The sequence below is a fragment of the Maritimibacter alkaliphilus HTCC2654 genome (assembly GCF_000152805.1).
In the GTDB taxonomy this organism is placed as follows: Bacteria; Pseudomonadota; Alphaproteobacteria; order Rhodobacterales; family Rhodobacteraceae; genus Maritimibacter; species Maritimibacter alkaliphilus.
Genome location: NZ_CH902578.1, coordinates 3366543 through 3381356, shown reverse-complemented (window position 1 = coordinate 3381356; position 14814 = coordinate 3366543). Strand labels below are relative to the sequence as shown.

The window sequence follows — 14814 nt, the reverse complement described above, 5'->3', positions numbered from 1 at the left end:
TGCGACAAGGATTCGGAAGGATGCGTTCAGATCAAGTGAAAACCGGGAAAAATCCGATATTCATCAAACGCGTTGCCCGGCGACATAGGTTGCGGCCACGGCCCGGTCGTCGCCCATCATGATCGTGGGAAACACCTGTTCCCAGATCGTCTCGGCCCTGCCCGCACGCTGTTCGATCCCCGGTGTCGAGGCGAGGTCGAGAACCACGAGGTCCGCCTCGTAGTCCGGCGCGAGCCGTCCGATGGTCTGCCCCATCCCGATGGCCTCGGCCGATCCGGCGGTGGCCAGCCACAGAAGGTGCGCGGGGTGCAGGGGCGTGCCGCGAAGCTGCCCGATCTCATAGGTCGCCGCCATCGTGCGCAGCATGGAAAACGACGACCCGCCCCCGGTGTCGGTGGCGAGCCCGACCTTCTGCCCCTCGGCTCGCAGGCCGGCCATGTCGAACAGGCCGGAGCCGATGAAGGTGTTGGAGGTCGGGCAATGGATGAGCGATGCCCCCACCTCCTTCAGCCGCGCCCGTTCACGGGCCGACAGGTGGATCGCGTGGCCCATCAGCGCGCCCTCGCGCAAGAGGCCGAAGCGGTCGTAGATGTCGGTGTAATCCGTGGCCTCGGGAAACATCCCCATGACCCACTCGATCTCTTCCGTCTGCTCGGACAGATGCGTCTGCATCAGGCACGTGGGGTTCTCGGCCCACAGGCTTCCCAGTGCCTCGAGTTGTTCGGGCGTCGAGGTGGGCGCGAAGCGCGGCGTGATGACGTAGGACAGCCGCCCCTGCCCGTGCCACCGCGCGAGTAGCCGCTTCGAGTCGTCGTATGCCGATTGCGCGGTGTCCCGCAAATCGTCCGGCGCGTTCCGGTCCATGCAGGTCTTGCCCCCGAACACGCGCATCCCGCGCTTCTGCGCCTCGGCGAAATAGGCGCCGACGCTTTCCGGGTGGATGGTGCAGAAGCTGACGGTCGTGGTCGTGCCGTTGGACAAGACGAGGTCGAAATAGCGCGATGCCACCTCGGCCGCATAGCCCGCATCCCCGAACCGCGCCTCTTCGGGGAATGTGTAAGTGTTCAGCCAGTCGATCAGGCGTTTGCCCCAACTGGCGATGATGCCGGTCTGCGGATAATGCGCGTGGGCGTCGATGAAGCCCGGCAGGATCAGGGCGTCGCCGTGATCCTCGACCACCGCATTGGACCACAGGCGTTTCAGCGTGTCCGCCGGCCCGATCTCGACGATGGTTCCCGTGGTGTCGTCCACGACGACGCCCGACCGGCGATCCCAGAGCGCCGACGCTTCGGGGTCGCCCGCGAACGGGTCCGACAGGAATGACAGGGTCTGACCGAGGATGAGTTTCATGGGGCTTCCGCGCTGGTGACTCGCAAAACCTAGGCCGGGCTTGGGGCAAGGTCCACGGCCTTTCCCCCTGTATCTCATCCCGGCCTTCCCCTAATGTCGCCCGCGACAACAGGCGGGGTGAAAGATGGCGGAAGACCTGAACACCGAAGAGATTCACGAAGAGGACAGCTACGCGCTTGACCGTGAGACGGTCGAGCCGGTTCTCGTCGCCCTGCGCGACGGTGACAGCGAGGCGCTGATCGAGGCGCTGGAGCCGGTTCACCCGGCCGACATCGCCGACCTTCTGGAACAGGTGGACGAGGATACGCGCCTGCGCCTCGTCCAGCTTTACGGCAAGGAATTCGACGGCGACATCCTGTCGGAACTGAACGAGAGCGTCCGCGAAAGCGTGATCGAGGCGCTGCATCCCGAGGTTCTGGCCGACGCCGTGCGCGAGCTGGACACCGACGACGTGGTCGACCTGATCGAGGATCTGGACGAGCCGCAGCAGGAAATCATCCTCGACGCGCTGGCGATCACCGACCGGGCCGCCGTCGAACAGTCGCTGTCCTACCCCGAGGAATCCGCAGGCCGCCTTATGCAGCGCGAGCTTGTGGCGGCGCCCGAGCATTGGGACGTGGGCCACCTGATCGACCACATGCGCGCGCATGAAGATCTGCCGGATCAGTTCTATCACGTCATTCTCGTCGATCCGCGGATGCGGCCCACGGGCTATGTCACGCTGGGCAAGATCATGGCCTCGCCCCGCACCACGGCCCTGTCGGAGATCACCGAGGACAGCTTTCGCACCATCCCCGTCACGCAGGACGAAGGCGATGTGGCCTATGCGTTCAACCAGTATCACCTGATTTCGGCCCCGGTGGTCGACGAGGATGACCGGCTGGTCGGCGTCATCACCATCGACGACGCCATGATCATTCTGGACGAAGAGCATGAAGAGGACATTCTGCGCCTCGCCGGTGTCGGTGAAGGGTCACTCAACGACCGGGTGAGCGAGACGGTGCGCGCGCGCCTGCCGTGGCTCGCCGTGAACCTTGGCACCGCGATCATCGCCTCACTCGTCATCGCGCTCTTCGAAGACGTAATCGCCGGGTTCGTGGCGCTTGCCGTTCTGATGCCCATCGTCGCGTCGATGGGCGGGAACGCGGGCACACAAAGCCTGACCGTCGCGGTGCGCGCGATCGCGACGAAAGACCTGACCTCCTCGAACGTCTGGCGCGTGATCCGTCGCGAGGCCGCCGTTGGCTTCATCAACGGGGCGGTCTTCGCCATCGTCATGGGGATCGTCGGGATCATCTGGTTCGGCTCGCCCATGCTGGGCGCGGTGATCGCGGCGGCCATGGTCATCAACCTGATGGTCGCGGGGCTGGCGGGCGTGCTCGTCCCCGTCGTTCTGGACAAGTTCAACGTGGACCCGGCGTTGGCCTCCGGCACTTTCGTGACCACGGTCACGGATGTCGTTGGGTTCTTCGCCTTCCTCGGCCTCGCCGGGATCGTCCTGCTGTGATGGACAAGGCCGAGGCCCGCGCCCAGGCGCTTGCCGCCCGCGACGCGGTGCACGACCCGGCGCGCGCGCAGGCGGCGCAAGCGCGGCTCAGAGCGATGCTGCATGTGCATCGCGGCAGGCCGCTGGCCGGATACCTGCCGATGCGCTCGGAGGTCGATGCGCAGCCCGTCATGGCCGAAATGGCCGGACATGGCCCGGTGGGCGTGCCGGTCACGCCCAAGCTGGGCCTGCCCCTCACCTTCCGGCTATGGACGCCGGACACACCGCTGGTCGAGGGGAAATACGGCACCCAATGGCCCGCCGACGGGCCGGACGTGGAGCCGCATGTGCTGATCGTGCCCCTCGTCGCCTTCGACCGTGCGGGCAATCGGCTGGGTTATGGCGGCGGGTTCTACGACCGGACGCTGGCGGCGCTGCGGGCGCTGCGCCCGACGCTCGCTATAGGCTATGCCTTCGCCGCGCAGGAACTTCCCGACTTGCCGTTGGAACCCACGGACCAGCCGCTCGACGCCATCGTGACCGAGGTCGAAACGCTGCGCTTCCGGTGAGCGCCCGCTTGCCCTCGCCCCGGCAACGTCATAGTCACGATCCATGAAGATACTTTTCCTTGGCGACGTCATGGGCCGCGCCGGCCGTCAGGCGATCTCGGATCGCCTCCCCACCCTCCGCAGAGACTGGAAGCTCGATTTCGTCGTGGTGAACGGCGAGAACGCCACCAACGGCGCGGGGCTGTCCGAGGCCCACGCGAAGCTGATCTTCGAGGCGGGCGCGGATGTGGTGACGCTGGGCGACCATGCCTTTGACCAGAAGGAGATGCTGTCCTATTGCGAGCGCGAGACGCGCATCATCCGCCCCCTCAACTTCGCCAAGGACGCGCCGGGGCGCGGCGTGCGGGTGTTCGAGGATCATCGGGGCCGCCGGGTGCTCGTGGCGCAGATTCTGGGCAACGTGTTCATGAAACGCGCCTTCGAAGACCCTTTCGGGTATATCGACCGGGCCCTCAAGCCCTTCAACCTTGGTGGCGCCGTGCAAGCCGCGCTGGTCGACGTGCATTGCGAGGCGACGTCGGAGAAGATGGCGATGGGTCATTTCCTCGACGGGCGGGCGAGCATCGTCGTCGGCACCCATACCCACGTGCCAACCGGAGACGCGATGATCCTGCCCGGTGGCACCGCGTATCTCACCGATGCCGGGATGTGCGGCGATTATCATTCCGTGATCGGGATGGAGAAGGCCGAGCCGCTGCGCCGGTTCGTCACCGGCATGGCCAAGGGCCGCTTCAATCCCGCGAACGAGGACGCGACGCTTTCGGGCCTGTACGTCGAGACCGACGACGCCACCGGCAAGGCGGTGCGGATCGAGATGGTGCGCGAGGGTGGAAAGCTGCAACAGTCGGCACCCTGACCCCTTCCGCGCTTGCCCGCACGCGGCGGCCCGGTTTAGATGAGCCGGTCAAGGCACAGGCAGCATGAACGTCCTACAACTTTCCCCGTCAGTCGAACCCATCGTTGCGCTGATCGTCGTCGGCGTCATGTTCCTGCTCTTCCTGCGCGAGGTCTTTCCGACCGAAGTGGTCGCGATCGGCGGGGTCGCCGTCATGCTCGTCACCGGCATCCTGCCCTACGAGAACGCGCTAGCCGTCCTGTCGAACCCGGCACCCTGGACCATCGCCTGCATGTTCATCATCATGGGCGCGCTGGTGCGCACCGGCGCATTGGACTGGTTCACCAACATCGCCGAGCGGCAGGCCGGCGCGCGGCCGAAGCTCGCCCTCGCCACCCTCATGGGGTTCGTCGTCTTCGCCTCGGCCTTCGTGTCCAACACCCCGGTCGTCGTCGTGATGATCCCGGTGTTCACGCAGCTTGCCCGGCGGCTCGGCATCTCGGCGTCGAAACTGCTGATCCCCCTGTCCTACGGTGCGATCCTCGGCGGCACGCTGACGCTGATCGGCACCTCGACCAACCTGCTGGTCGACGGCGTGGCGCGGTCGGCGGGGCTGGAGCCGTTCTCGATCTTCGAGATCACGCCCATCGGGCTGCTGGTCGTGATCTGGGGCATGGCCTATCTCTGGATCGTGGCGCCGCATCTCTTGCCCGACCGCGACACGATGGCGGGGCTGCTGACGGATCGGTCGCGCAAGAAGTTCTTCACCGAGGCGGTGATCCCGCCGGACTCCAACCTTATCGGGCGCGAGGTGAACGGGGTGCAGCTGTTCAAACGCGAAGGCGTGCGGCTGATCGACGTGGTGCGCGGCGACGTCTCGCTGCGCCGCAACCTTGCCGCCGTGAAGCTTCAGGTCGGGGACCGCGTGGTTCTGCGCACCCAGATGACCGAACTGCTATCGCTTCAGGCGAACAAGAGCCTCAAGCGGGTGGATCAGGTGTCGGCGGTCGAAACGACGACGGTGGAGGTGCTGATCTCGCCCGGCTGCAAGATGATCGGGCGCACGCTGGGCCAGCTTCGCCTGCGCCGGCGTTACGGGGTCTATCCGCTGGCCGTGCATCGCCGGAACCAGAACATCGGCCAGCAACTCGACAATATCACCGTGCGGGTGGGCGATACGCTGCTTCTGGAAGGCGCGCAGGAGGATATTCAACGATTGGCGGCGGACATGGACCTTGTCGACGTGTCCAAACCGTCGGGCCGCGCGTTTCGCCGGGGTCACGCGCCCATCGCGCTTTTGTCCCTGTTCGGGATCGTGGCGCTGGCCGGTCTGGGGGTCGCGCCGATCCTCGCCGTGGCCGTGATCGCCGTGGCGGTGGTGCTGCTGACCCGGGCCGTGGATGCGGACGAGGCCTTCAGCCAGGTCGAGGGCAGTCTTCTGGCGCTCATCTTCTCGATGCTCGCCATCGGGGCCGCGCTGGACGCCTCGGGCGCCGTGAAGATGATCGCGGACGCGCTGGCGCCCGTGATCGAGGGCCTCCCGCCCTTCCTGCTGATCTGGTCGATCTACCTGCTGACCTCGGTTCTGACGGAGCTCGTCTCGAACAACGCGGTCGCGGTGGTGGTCACGCCCATCGCCATCGGGATCGCCACGGCCATCGGCTATGACCCCCGCCCTCTCGTGGTGGCGGTGATGGTCGCGGCCTCGGCCAGCTTTTCGACCCCGATCGGGTATCAGACCAACACGCTGGTCTATGGCCCCGGCGGGTATCGGTTCACCGATTTCATGAAGGTGGGGATTCCCCTGAACCTGTCGATGGGCTTGCTGGTGAGCGCGGTCATCCCGTTGATCTGGCCGCTCTGAGCGGTTTCGAACGGGCTTGCGCCCGTCCGACCGAGGCGGGGGAGGCCAGCCTCCCCCACACCCCCTCCGAGGTATTTCCGGACCAGAGAAGCAGAACGGGGCGTCAGTAGCCCCGGCGTTTGTCGACTTCATTGAGAAGCGGTTCGCCGGCTTCGACCCGCCTGATGTTCCGGGCCACGACGCGGGACGCGGTTTCGGGACGGGTTTCCGAGGCGATGTGGGGCGTGACCGTGACTCGCGGGTGCGACCAGTAGGGGTGATCTTCGGGCAGCGGTTCGATGCGGAAGGTGTCGAGCGTCGCGTGCCCGATGTGTCCGGCGTCAAGCGCCGCGAGCAGGGCGTCGTCGTCGATCAGCGCGCCGCGTCCGGGGTTCAGGATCACGGCGCCTTCGGGCATGAGCGCCAGCGTGCGGGCGTTCAGCGTGTTCTCGGTATCGGGCGTTGAGGGCAGGAGCAGCACGAGGATTTCGGCACTGGTCAGCACCTCGTCCAGCCCCGCCGCGCCGTGAAAGCAGGCGACACCGGGGATGGATTTGGGCGACCGGCTCCACCCCGTCACGACGAAATTCAGGGCCGACAGCGCGCGCGCGCAGGCCGCGCCAAGCTCGCCCAGCCCCAGCACCGCGACCTTGCGCGAGCGGGCGAGCGGCGGGGCGGCGTGGGTCCAGTCCGGCGCGGTTCGGGTGATGTGCTGGTCGAGGCCAAGATGATGGCGCAGGACATGGCCCGTCACCCATTCGACCATGCCTTCGGTTAGGCCCGTATCGACCATGCGCGCATAGGGCTGGGTCAGCGTGTCGTTCGCGATGATGCTTTCGACCCCGGCCCAGAGGCCGAGCACCGCTTTCGTGCGCGTGTAATCCGACAGGTCCGCCGCGCCCTTGCCCGGCGCGTAGATCACGTAGTCCACCGTTTCGGGTGCGAAGTCGGTGCCGAGGGATGCGGTGATCCCGGCCTCGTCGAAGGCCGCCTCCAGATGCGGGGTCCACTCCGCGACGAGGCGGCGGGGGGCGAGGCACTGAACCTTCAGCATCAGCGGGGCCGGTGGACGTGGGCGGATTGGACGAGGCCGAACCCGATCATCAGGATGAGCATGGCCGAGCCGCCGTAGCTGACCAAAGGCAGCGGCACGCCGACGACGGGGGCGAGGCCCATGACCATCGACATGTTGACCGCGAAGAAGAAAAAGAACGTGGCGGCGATGCCGAGCGTCAGAAGCGCGCCATACCTGTCGGTGTTGCGAATGGCGCTGGCGATGCAGAACACGATGATGAGCACATAGACGGCGAGAAGCGAGGCGGCGCCGACGAAGCCGAATTCCTCGGCCAGCGTCGTGAAGATGAAGTCGGTGTGTTTTTCGGGCAGGAAGTTCAGGCGCGACTGGGTGCCCTGCATGAACCCCCGGCCTGTCCAGCCGCCCGACCCCAGCGCGATCTTGGACTGGGTGATGTGGTAGCCCGCGCCGAGCGGGTCGGTCGTCGGGTCGAGGAAGGTGTCGATCCGGCGGTACTGGTAGTCTTTCAAAAGCTGCCACTCGGTCCCGCGCGAGGTGAAGACGGCGGCCACCAGCCCGACGCCCCCGGCCCCGACGACGGCGAAATAAAGCCAGTGGACCCCCGCAAGGAACATCACCACCGCGCCGCCGCCGACCAGCAGGATGGCGGTGCCGAGGTCGGGCTGGCTGAGGACGAGGAAGGTGGGAAACAGCACGACCACGACCGGCACCAGCACCCAGAGCGGGCGCGAGACCTTGTCGACGTCGAGCCAGTCGTAATAGGCGGCGAGCACCATGACCAAGGTGATCTTGGTCAGCTCGGAAGGTTGCAGGCGCATGAAGCCGAGGTCGATCCAACGCTGCGCGCCCATGCCCACGTCGCCCACGAACTCCACCGCGACAAGCAGCGCGACCGAGACCGCGAAGGCCAGAACCGACATGTTGCGCCAGAACCAGATCGGGACCATCGCGACGATGAACATCATCACGAAGCCGACCGCGAAACGCTTCATCTGCGGCTCGGCCCAGGGCGAGAACGACCCGCCCGCGACCGAGTAGAGCATCAAAAAGCCGATGCTGGCGGCGGCGGCGAGCAGCAGGGCGAGCACCCAGTTGAAGTAAAAGACCTTGGACAGCCCGGTGGGCGTGTACTTGACGTTGTATTCGAGAAAACTCATGCCCGCGACCTGCCTTGCGACGGGGCGAGCGGTTCGCGCAGGTTCATCATTTCGAACTGCGAGCGGATCGTGCCGCGCTGGGGCGAGGGATAGGCGTCGAGCGGCGGAATGTCGTCGTAGAGCGCGGCGAGCATGATGTCGCGGGCGATGGGCGCGGCGGCCAGCGAGCCGCCCATGCCGTGTTCCACGACCACCGACACCGCCACTTCGGGTGCGTCATGGGGCGCGAAGCTGACGAACAGCGCGTGGTCGCGGCGGTTCCACGGCAGATCCTCGTTCCGGGTCACGCCCGCCGCGCGTTCGGCGGCGGTGATGTTGCGCACCTGACTGGTGCCGGTCTTGCCGGCCATGCGAATCCCGTCGGCCACGATGCGCGAGCGCCCGGCGGTGCCGCGCGTGCCGTTGACGACCTCGTACATGCCGAGGCGCACGGCGGCGAGGTGCGAGGGGTCGATGTCCAGAACATCCGCGCCGCGCACGGGCTGTTCGACGCCGTCGATCGACCGGACGAGGCGCGGTTCGATCGCAGTGCCGCTGGCGATGCGGGCGGTCATGATCGCGAGTTGCAGCGGCGAGGCGAGCACGAAGCCCTGCCCGATCCCCGCGTTCAGACTGTCGCCGATCATCCAGTCGCCGCCACGAACCTCGCGCTTCCAGTCCTTTGTCGGCATCAGCCCTTCGGCCACGCCGGACAGCGGCACGTCGGGCCGGATGCCCAGCCCCAGCTTGCGCGCCATGGCGGAAATCGCTTCGATCCCGACCCGCTCGGCAAGCTCGTAGTAATAGACGTCGCAGGATTCCTTGAGCGAGCGGACCAGATCGACCCGGCCATGCCCGCCGCGCGACCAGCAGTGGAAGCGTCGGCCTGAGACTTCCTTGTAGCCCCGGCAAGTCACGGTTTCCTTGTCGTCGATGACCCCAGCTTCGAGCGCCGCGAGCGCCACGACCATCTTGAAGGTCGAGCCGGGCGGATAGGTGCCCTGCGCCGTCTTGTTGGCGAGCGGGCGATACGGGTCTTCGAGCAGCGCGTTGTAATCGCGGCTGGAAATCCCGCGCACGAATTTGTTCGGATCGTAGGACGGCGCCGAGGCGATGGCGAGGATATCGCCGTTGCGCGGGTCCATCACCACCGCTGCCGCGCTTTCGCCCGCCAGACGCGCTTCCGAGAAATTCTGGAGCGCGTGGTTCACCGTCAGTTGCAGATTGGCGCCGGGGATGCCCTCTTCCCGGTCGATCTCGCGCATGACGCGGCCCACGGCGTTCACTTCGATCCGGCGTGTCCCGGCCTCGCCCCTCAGATCCTCTTCGTGCTTGTTCTCGACCCCGGTCTTGCCGATCTGGAAACGCGGGATCTGGAGCACCGGGTCCGGGTCTTCGATCTTGGACAAGTCATAATCGGACACCGGGCCGACGTAGCCGACCACATGGGCGAAATCGCTGTCGAGCGGATAGACCCGGCTGAGGCCGACCTCGGGCGTGACACCCGGCAGGGCGGGCGCGTTCACGGCGACCTTGGAGATGTCTTCCCACGCGACACGTTCGGCCACCGTCACGGGCACGAAGGGCGAGCGGCGCATCATCTCGTCCAGCGCCTTTTGTTTGTCCTCTTCCGAAATCCAGACGAGTTTCTGCAACCGGGTCAGGATTTCCTCGGGGTCGCCCGCATCCTCACGTACCATGACGATGGAGTAATTCTGCTCGTTCCCGGCAAGCAGGACGCCCTTGCGGTCATAGACCAGACCGCGCACCGGCGGGATGAGCCGTATGTTGATCCGGTTCTCGTCGGCGAGCATCCGGTATTCGTCGGCCTGATCGACCTGCATATAGCGCATCCGGCCCACCAACACGCCCGCCAGCGCAAGCTGGGCCGTGCCCAGCAGCAGGCCGCGCCGGGTGATACGCTTGGCGCTTTTCTCGGTATCCGCAGGGGTGCGTCTCATGCGGGCCGCGCCTCCGGGTCGAGGGCGCCGGGTTTCAGCCATTCGATGCGGAACCCGAGCGACGAGATCAGGACGGCCACCGGATAGGCGACCACGGTGACGAGAAGGTTCAGGACGGACATGCCGAACCCGACCTGCGGCACGAAGAAGACGCCGAGGATCAGTCGCTCGGCCAGCATCATCAGGGTCAGGATCGCGCCAACCGACACCCATTCGAGCGCAAAGCCCTGTTCGGCCAGAAGGCCACGGCGCGAGCGGAGCGTCTCCAGCCCCAGGATCGCGAGCAACGGCGCGATGCCCGGCGGGGCGAGCGACAGCATGTCACCGACGAGAAGGATGGCAGCGACCAGCAGGACCGGGAGATAATCCGGGCGCCGGACGGTCCAGGCGAAGGCGAAGCACAAGATCAGATCGGGCGGCGGAAAATTCTGCGCCCCGTTGTGTAGCGGCAGCATCCGGGTGAACAGGATCAGCGCACTGATGCCGAGAAAGAGCAGCATGTAAAGCAGCCTGCGGGCGAGATACGGGTCGATCATTGCGTGACCTCCGCCGTTTCCTCCGCCGGGCAGGTTTCGGGCCGCTCCGCCCCGTCTTCGAGGTCGACGCATTCGGGCGGCAGGCCGTCGGCCACGGGGGCCATGACCGGGTTCATCACGATGAGCGCGCCGTTGTCCGTCACCACTTCGCCGGGGTGCGAGCGCATAACGCGCAGGAATTCGAGCCGTTCGTAATCGGCCGCAAGGCGCACGCGCAGGCGGCGATCCTTGCCCTGCACCACCTCACCCACCAGAAGCCCGGCGGGGAATACGCCTCCGTCGCCCGAAGACAACACCCGGTCGCCCGGGCGCACGAGATCGCGGTTGTCGACGAAGCCCAGCGGCGGCACCGCCGAGTTGTCGCCGGTCAGGATCGCGGTCTGGCCCGAGGGCTGCACGGTCACCGGAATGCGGCTGTTGGAATCGGTGAGCAAAATCACCCGGCTGGTGCGCTCCCCCACGCCCGCGATCCGGCCGACGAGGCCCAGTCCGTCCATCGCCGCCCAGCCATCGACAACGCCATCGCGCGCGCCGAGGTTGATGAGCACCGATTGGCGGAAGGGCGACCCGGAATCGGCGAGCACCACGCCGGTCACGTAGGACAGGCGCGCGTCGAGGCGGACGTTGTTCAGGTCACGCAGCTTGGCGTTCTCTTGCTCCAGTTGCAGCGCCGCCTCTTTCCACGCCTGCATCTGGCGCAATTCGCGGCGCAGTTCCTGATTCTGCTCGGAGATGCGCTGGTAGCTCTGGAAATTCTCGATCGCGTCGGCGGTCTTGGTCACCGGGACCAGCGCCCATTCGAAATTCGGCACCACGGCATCGACAAGCTGCGCCCGGAAGCGTTCCACCCGCGGGCTGTCGATCCGCCAGAGCAGGAACAGGGCGAAGAGGACGAACAGCGTCAGACCGATCAGGATGCGCCTGACCGGACCCACATAGTCCTCTGTCCGTGCCTTGGACCTTGCCAATCTGATCCCCTATCGTCTCGGGGTGCGGGCCACGTGGCCCCTCAACTGTCGTAGTCGATAACGTGACGCAGTTGCTTTTCGTATTCCAGTGCCTTGCCGGTGCCCAAGGCTACACAATTCAGCGACTCGTCTGCGACCGAGATCGAAAGCCCGGTCTGCTCGCGCAGGGCGAGGTCGAGTTCGCCCAGAAGTGCGCCGCCGCCGGTGAGCATGACACCACGGTCGACGATGTCGGCGGCGAGGTCGGGCGGCGTGGTTTCCAGTGCCGTCATCACCGCCTCGCAGATCTGCTGCACGGGTTCGGCCAGCGCCTCGGCCACCTGGGCCTGGCTGATCTCGATTTCCTTCGGCACACCGTTGAGCAGGTCGCGGCCCCGGATCATCATGCTCGCGCCGCGCCCGTCGTCGGGCATCCGCGCGGTGCCGATGGAGGTCTTGATGCGCTCGGCGGTCGCTTCGCCGATGAGCAGGTTATGCTGGCGGCGCAGGTAGTTGACGATGCTTTCGTCCATCCGGTCGCCACCGACGCGGACCGAGCGCGCGTAAACGATGTCGCCCAGCGACAGGACGGCCACCTCGGTCGTGCCGCCGCCGATGTCGACGACCATGGACCCGGTCGGATCGGTGATCGGCATCCCCGCCCCGATGGCCGCCGCGATGGGTTCCGCGATCAGGCCGGCGCGCCGCGCGCCGGCGGACAGCACCGACTGGCGAATGGCGCGTTTTTCGACGGGGGTGGCCCCATGGGGCACGCAGACGATGATCTTGGGCTTCGAGAAGGTCGTGCGCTTGTGAACCTTGCGGATGAAGTGCTTGATCATCTCTTCGGCGGTGTCGAAGTCGGCGATCACGCCTTCGCGCATCGGGCGGATCGCTTCGATCGAACCGGGGGTCCGACCCAGCATCAGCTTGGCGTCCTCGCCCACGGCGAGCACCTTCTTCACGCCGTCTTTGACGTGGTAGGCGACCACCGAAGGTTCGTTGAGAATCACACCGCGACCCTTCACGTAGACGAGCGTGTTCGCCGTCCCGAGGTCGATCGCCATGTCGGACGAGAAAAGTCCAGAGATTCCTACCATTTTCGGTGTCTTCCGTCAGTCCCAATACCCAAGCCCCCGACGCGAGGCCGGGGGTGTGACGCCTTATATGAGCCAAGGGGCGCAGGTGAAAGGGGGTGCGCAGGCGGCCCCGGCAAAATTCTGCCCAGCCCGCCCGCTCTTCAAGGTCGCTGCCCTCTCATCGCCGTCTGGGCGAAGACGGGTCGCAGGGCCGGATGAGCGTGGCCCCGCCCGTCAGCTCGCGTCGGTGTAGCGCACTTCCGGGGTCGATTTCTTTCGGACCTGAAGCCGGTTCAGCGCGGTGATATAGGCCTTGGCCGAGGCCACGACCGTATCGGTGTCCGACGACTGGCCGGTGGCGATCCGGCCATCCTCGGACAAACGCACCGACACCGTGGCCTGCGCATCCGTGCCTTCGGTCACGGCGGACACCTGATAGAGTTCCAGCCGCGCCCCGGTCGGGAACAGCGCCTTGACCGCGTTGAAGGTCGCGTCCACCGGGCCGTCGCCGGTCGCGGTGTGCTGGTGATCCACCCCGTCGATGGTCAGGTTGATGTCGGCGGATTGCGGCGCTTCGGTGCCGCAGATGACGCGCAGGAACTTCAGCTTGATCCGCTCGTTGATCGCGTCGCCCGACACCACCTGCATCAGGGCGATGATGTCGTCGTCGTAGACCTCTTTCTTGCGGTCGGCCAAAGCCTTGAACCGCACGAACACGTCCTTCAACTGGTTCTCGCCCACATCGTCGTAGCCCAGACCCTTGAGCTTGTCGCGCAGCGCCGCCCGACCCGAGTGTTTGCCCAGCGGCAAGGAGGACGCGGCGAGGCCGATGTCCTCGGGCAGCATGATCTCGAACGTCTCGGCGTTCTTCAGCATTCCGTCCTGATGGATGCCGCTTTCATGCGCGAAGGCGTTCTTGCCGACCACGGCCTTGTTGAACTGCACCGGGAAGCCTGACACCTGGCTCACACGGCGGCTGATCGCCATGATCTTTTTCGTGTCGATCTGGGTGGCATAGGGCATGATGTCGTTGCGCACGCGCATCGCCATGACGACCTCTTCCAGCGCGGTGTTGCCCGCGCGTTCACCCAGCCCGTTGATCGTGCATTCGATCTGGCGCGCGCCTGCGTCGACGGCGGCGAGGCTGTTGGCCGTCGCCATGCCCAGATCGTTGTGGCAATGGGTCGAAAACACGACCTCGTCCGCGCCCGGCACCTTTTCTATCAGCATACGGATCAGGTCGGCGCTTTCGCGCGGCGCGGTGTAGCCCACCGTGTCGGGGATGTTGATCGTCGTCGCACCCGCGTTGATCGCGATTTCGACGACGCGGCAGAGATAGTCGTGCTCGGTCCGGGTCGCATCCATCGCGGACCACTGGACGTTGTCGGTCAGGTTGCGGGCGTGGGTCACCGTGTCGTGGATCAGGTCCGCCATCGCATCCTGCGTCAGGTTCGGGATGGCCCGGTGCAGCGGCGAGGTGCCGATGAACGTGTGTATCCGGTGGCTGCCCGCGTGCTTGATCGCCTCATAACACCGGTCGATGTCCTTGAAATTCGCCCTCGACAGCCCGCAGATCGTGGACTGTTTCGAGCGGACGGCGATTTCCTTCACCGCCTCGAAATCGCCCTCGGAGGCGATGGGAAAGCCCGCTTCGATCACGTCGACGCCCATGTCGTCGAGCATTTCCGCGATCTCGAGCTTTTCCTCGTGGCTCATGGTCGCGCCGGGGCTTTGTTCGCCGTCACGCAGGGTCGTATCGAAAATCAGGACGCGGTCCTGTTCGCTCTTGTCGGTCATGGGAATGTCTCTCTTGTCTGTCTTAGCCTTGGGTTCGCTGGCGCGGTTGCATACCCCTGAGCGCTCGCGCCGACGGCACGCTCAGAGGCGGCTAAGAAGGAGGAGGGCAGCACGACGGGACGGGCGCGGGGTCGCGCCGGTCGAACCGAGATTATGTGCCGTCATCGTCATGGGGCGGATTTATACCCCGCCCAGCGTGAATGAAAAGTGATTTTTCGGCGGAACTGGTCTGGCCCGGC

General features: G+C 66.1%; 12 protein-coding genes. 4 read left to right on the top strand and 8 right to left on the bottom strand.

Annotated elements, in window-relative coordinates; all coding sequences use genetic code 11:
• Positions 1-63: 63 nt before the first annotated feature.
• A complete protein-coding gene (guaD, locus tag RB2654_RS17570) occupies positions 64-1350 on the bottom strand; it encodes a guanine deaminase (protein WP_008334326.1) in 1287 nt (428 codons plus the stop codon).
• Positions 1351-1474: 124 nt separating this feature from the next.
• On the opposite strand from guaD, the gene mgtE reads away from it, so the two are divergent.
• The 4 genes from mgtE to RB2654_RS17550 all read left to right on the top strand — a co-directional run bounded on the left by mgtE (position 1475) and on the right by RB2654_RS17550 (position 6104).
• The gene (gene mgtE, locus RB2654_RS17565; protein ID WP_008334325.1) at positions 1475-2857 is read left to right on the top strand and encodes a magnesium transporter; all 1383 of its coding nucleotides are present in this window, start codon (positions 1475-1477) and stop codon (positions 2855-2857) included.
• Positions 2857-3405, top strand: coding sequence for a 5-formyltetrahydrofolate cyclo-ligase (locus RB2654_RS17560; protein WP_008334324.1), 549 nt, complete (start codon positions 2857-2859; stop codon positions 3403-3405). The genes mgtE and RB2654_RS17560 overlap by 1 nt, the downstream gene beginning before the upstream one ends.
• 43 nt (positions 3406-3448) lie before the next feature.
• Positions 3449-4261 carry a TIGR00282 family metallophosphoesterase gene (locus tag RB2654_RS17555; protein WP_008334323.1) on the top strand — a complete coding sequence of 271 codons (813 nt, stop codon included), beginning with the start codon at positions 3449-3451 and terminating at the stop codon, positions 4259-4261.
• A gap of 64 nt (positions 4262-4325) precedes the next feature.
• Positions 4326-6104, top strand: a complete 1779-nt coding sequence (locus RB2654_RS17550; RefSeq protein WP_008334321.1) for an SLC13 family permease — start codon at positions 4326-4328, stop codon at positions 6102-6104.
• A 103-nt stretch (positions 6105-6207) separates the two neighbouring features.
• Here the strand turns inward: RB2654_RS17550 and RB2654_RS17545 are convergent, their stop codons facing one another.
• From RB2654_RS17545 to RB2654_RS17515, 7 genes are all read right to left on the bottom strand, one after another.
• Positions 6208-7137 carry a 2-hydroxyacid dehydrogenase gene (locus RB2654_RS17545; RefSeq protein ID WP_008334319.1) on the bottom strand — a complete coding sequence of 310 codons (930 nt, stop codon included), beginning with the start codon at positions 7135-7137 and terminating at the stop codon, positions 6208-6210.
• Positions 7137-8276 carry a rod shape-determining protein RodA gene (gene rodA / locus RB2654_RS17540; protein WP_008334318.1) on the bottom strand — a complete coding sequence of 380 codons (1140 nt, stop codon included), beginning with the start codon at positions 8274-8276 and terminating at the stop codon, positions 7137-7139. The genes RB2654_RS17545 and rodA overlap by 1 nt, the downstream gene beginning before the upstream one ends.
• Positions 8273-10216, bottom strand: a complete 1944-nt coding sequence (mrdA, locus tag RB2654_RS17535; RefSeq protein WP_008334316.1) for a penicillin-binding protein 2 — start codon at positions 10214-10216, stop codon at positions 8273-8275. The genes rodA and mrdA overlap by 4 nt, the downstream gene beginning before the upstream one ends.
• Positions 10213-10752 carry a hypothetical protein gene (locus RB2654_RS17530; protein WP_008334314.1) on the bottom strand — a complete coding sequence of 180 codons (540 nt, stop codon included), beginning with the start codon at positions 10750-10752 and terminating at the stop codon, positions 10213-10215. Before RB2654_RS17530 ends, mrdA begins: the two co-directional genes overlap by 4 nt.
• On the bottom strand, positions 10749-11720 hold the full coding sequence (mreC, locus tag RB2654_RS17525) for a rod shape-determining protein MreC (protein ID WP_050771989.1): 972 nt from the start codon (positions 11718-11720) through the stop codon (positions 10749-10751). The genes RB2654_RS17530 and mreC overlap by 4 nt, the downstream gene beginning before the upstream one ends.
• A gap of 41 nt (positions 11721-11761) precedes the next feature.
• Positions 11762-12799, bottom strand: coding sequence for a rod shape-determining protein (locus RB2654_RS17520; RefSeq protein WP_040885198.1), 1038 nt, complete (start codon positions 12797-12799; stop codon positions 11762-11764).
• A 213-nt stretch (positions 12800-13012) separates the two neighbouring features.
• Positions 13013-14575 (bottom strand): 2-isopropylmalate synthase, encoded by a 1563-nt coding sequence (locus RB2654_RS17515; RefSeq protein ID WP_008334309.1) that lies wholly within the window; start codon positions 14573-14575, stop codon positions 13013-13015.
• Positions 14576-14814 lie beyond the last annotated feature (239 nt).